This window comes from Psychrobacter sp. NPDC078501 (assembly GCF_044900935.1).
Taxonomy (GTDB): domain Bacteria; phylum Pseudomonadota; class Gammaproteobacteria; order Pseudomonadales; family Moraxellaceae; genus Psychrobacter.
The window spans coordinates 2,033-4,653 of the sequence record NZ_JBJDOS010000020.1 but is presented as its reverse complement, the minus strand read 5'-3'; the positions used below and the strand labels follow the sequence as shown (position 1 = coordinate 4,653).

2 protein-coding genes are annotated in these 2,621 nt (G+C 47.0%); one reads left to right on the top strand and one right to left on the bottom strand.

What is annotated here, in order from left to right:
- Positions 1-101: 101 nt before the first annotated feature.
- A complete protein-coding gene (gene cadR, locus ACI2IW_RS13845) occupies positions 102-512 on the bottom strand; it encodes a Cd(II)/Pb(II)-responsive transcriptional regulator (RefSeq protein ID WP_007394845.1) in 411 nt (136 codons plus the stop codon).
- 142 nt (positions 513-654) lie between these two features.
- Between cadR and ACI2IW_RS13840 the strand changes: the two genes are divergently transcribed.
- A partial coding sequence (locus tag ACI2IW_RS13840; RefSeq protein ID WP_404693954.1) for a heavy metal translocating P-type ATPase occupies positions 655-2,621 on the top strand: 1,967 nt, incomplete at its 3' end.

The window sequence follows — 2,621 nt, the reverse complement described above, 5'->3', positions numbered from 1 at the left end:
TAGTGATCTTAATATCATTGCTGGGTTTTTTTGTGCTTAACATCAGGGCGTATTTAACCTTTCATGATTTGATCCGTCAGAAATGAACACTACTGATATCATTACTCATGACAGGAGTTATCGACAAGCGCGTTTAAAATGCCACATGATGACGCTGGTGCACTACTTGCACATTTCTGGCGCAAAACGGTCAAGTGATGCTTTAAGTGCATCAGTTCTTCCATTCGTATTTCCACAGCATGAATGTGCTCATCTAGCAAGTTATTCACATCGCCGCAGTCCTTGTCAGGCGACTCCCAGTATTCAAGTAAGATTCGCACATCATCTAAAGCCATATCGAGCGTACGGCAATGTAGGATAAATTGTAGACGCTCAATGTGCTCTTCATTATATAAACGATAATTCCCTTCGCTACGAAAAGGCTCGGGTAATAAACGCTCTTTTTCATAATAGCGAATGGTTTCTACTGTGGCACCTGTGCGTTTAGCGAGCTCACCAATTTTGATTGTCATAACAACCTCTATGATTTAAATAATTAAAGTGGCTGTAAAGACTAGCGCTAGAGAAATTAAAATTACGAAACTGTAGATAAATAACCTTGACTCTAAAGCCACTATAGGGTTCATAATATCATTATTCAAAGGGTAAATTATTATGAAATATCATATTGAAGGTATGGACTGTGCCAGTTGCATCGGCAAGATTGAAACAGCTTTGAAACGTATGCCTGGGGTTTCTGATGTTCAGCTGAATTTCGCTACAGAAACGCTAGAGCTAAATTTAGCCCCTGGTGCGCCGACTCAGGCTAGTGATATCGAAAAAACAATCAAAAGCCTAGGGTTCGGCATCTCTGCCAATACTGGTCAACAAACTGTATCGGCTATTGATATTGACAGCGACAATCAGATGGCTCCGCAGGATAAGCAATGGTGGCAAACTCAAAAAGGCAAACAGGTTGTTGGCCTCGGTATTTTGATGGGCAGCGCTTATGCACTGTCACTACTGTTGCCCGCTTATGGGATATGGGTGTTTGCCATCGCTGTGATTGTAGGCGTTTTTCCATTTGCGCGCAAAGCCTTAGCACTGGCTAAAACAGGTTCATTCTTTTCAATTGAAACGCTGATGTCCGTCGCCGTGCTTGGCGCACTTATCATTGGTGAAGCTGAAGAGGCCGCAGCAGTTGTCTTTTTGTTCTCAATCGGTGAACTGTTTGAGAGTATCGCTGCTGATCGCGCTCGCGCTGGCATCAGAGCCTTATCATCGCTGGTTCCGAAAAGTGCAATTTTACTTGATGCTCAAGGTGGGCAGCGTAACGTTCCAGCGACTTCATTACAAGTGAATGACCTTGTGCTGGTGCGTCCTGGAGATAGGGTATCTGCTGATGGTTCCATTGTTCAAGGTGCGTCCAGCCTTGATGATTCGCCCGTGACGGGAGAGTCTGTTCCTGTTGCCAAGACGATGGGTGACAATGTATTTGCAGGGTCAATTAACATCGATGGTGTGCTCCAAGTGCGCGTAGAAAAGACAGCCGCCGATAACACCATTTCGCGCATTATTGAGCTGGTAGAGCAAGCCCAAGCCTCCAAAGCACCCACTGCCCGTTTTATTGAGAAATTCAGTCGCTATTACACACCGGCAGTGATGGCTATTGCCGCACTAATTATTATCATTCCACCGTTAGCCATGGGTGGAGATTGGTCGACTTGGTTGTATCGCGGTCTAGCACTGTTGCTGATTGCCTGTCCCTGTGCTCTTGTACTATCAACACCCGCTGCCATCGCCTCTGGTCTTGCTGTTGGTGCGCGCCGTGGCTTGCTGATCAAAGGCGGTAGTGCTTTAGAAACTATCGGCCAAGTGAAGACGGTCGCTTTTGACAAGACAGGCACTTTAACTGAAGGCAAACCACGCGTGACCGATGTTGTTGCCTTTACACAAGAGGACTCAAGTATTCAAGGTCAGAATTCTCAAGGTCAAGATGAGATATTGGCACTTTTTGCCAGTGTGGAGACTGGTTCTAGTCACCCACTTGCTGAAGCCATTGTCAGCCATGCTGAAGCCGCTAAAGTTGTTATACCTGTGGCTTCCAAAGCTTCTGCTACTGCGGGTAAAGCGGTACACGCAACTGTCGCGGAGCGCGCGCTAGCTATCGGTTCGCCTGTTTACGCAGCCGATGAGGCATTGATTTCATCCACACAACAGGCGCAAATTGAGGCGCTGCAAAATGAGGGTAAGACCGTCTCTGTTCTTTTCGATGAGCAAAACCGTGAAGTGCTTGGATTAATCGCGCTAAGAGACGAATTACGAGACGACGCTCATGAAGGTGTGGCTCAGCTCAAAGCGATGGGTGTGCGCTCCGTCATGCTAACAGGCGACAACCGCTTAACCGCTCAAGCACTTGCCAGTAATTTAGACGTGGAATGGGAAGCTGAGCTGTTGCCTGAGGACAAACTGCGCCTGCTTAACGAGATGAAGAACAACCGCAAAATAGCGATGGTTGGTGATGGTATTAACGATGCGCCAGCGCTAGCAACTGCCGATGTTGGCATCGCGATGGGTGGTGGTACCGATGTGGCCATTGAGACGGCCGATATCGCATTATTAAAAAGTCGTGTTACGGACAT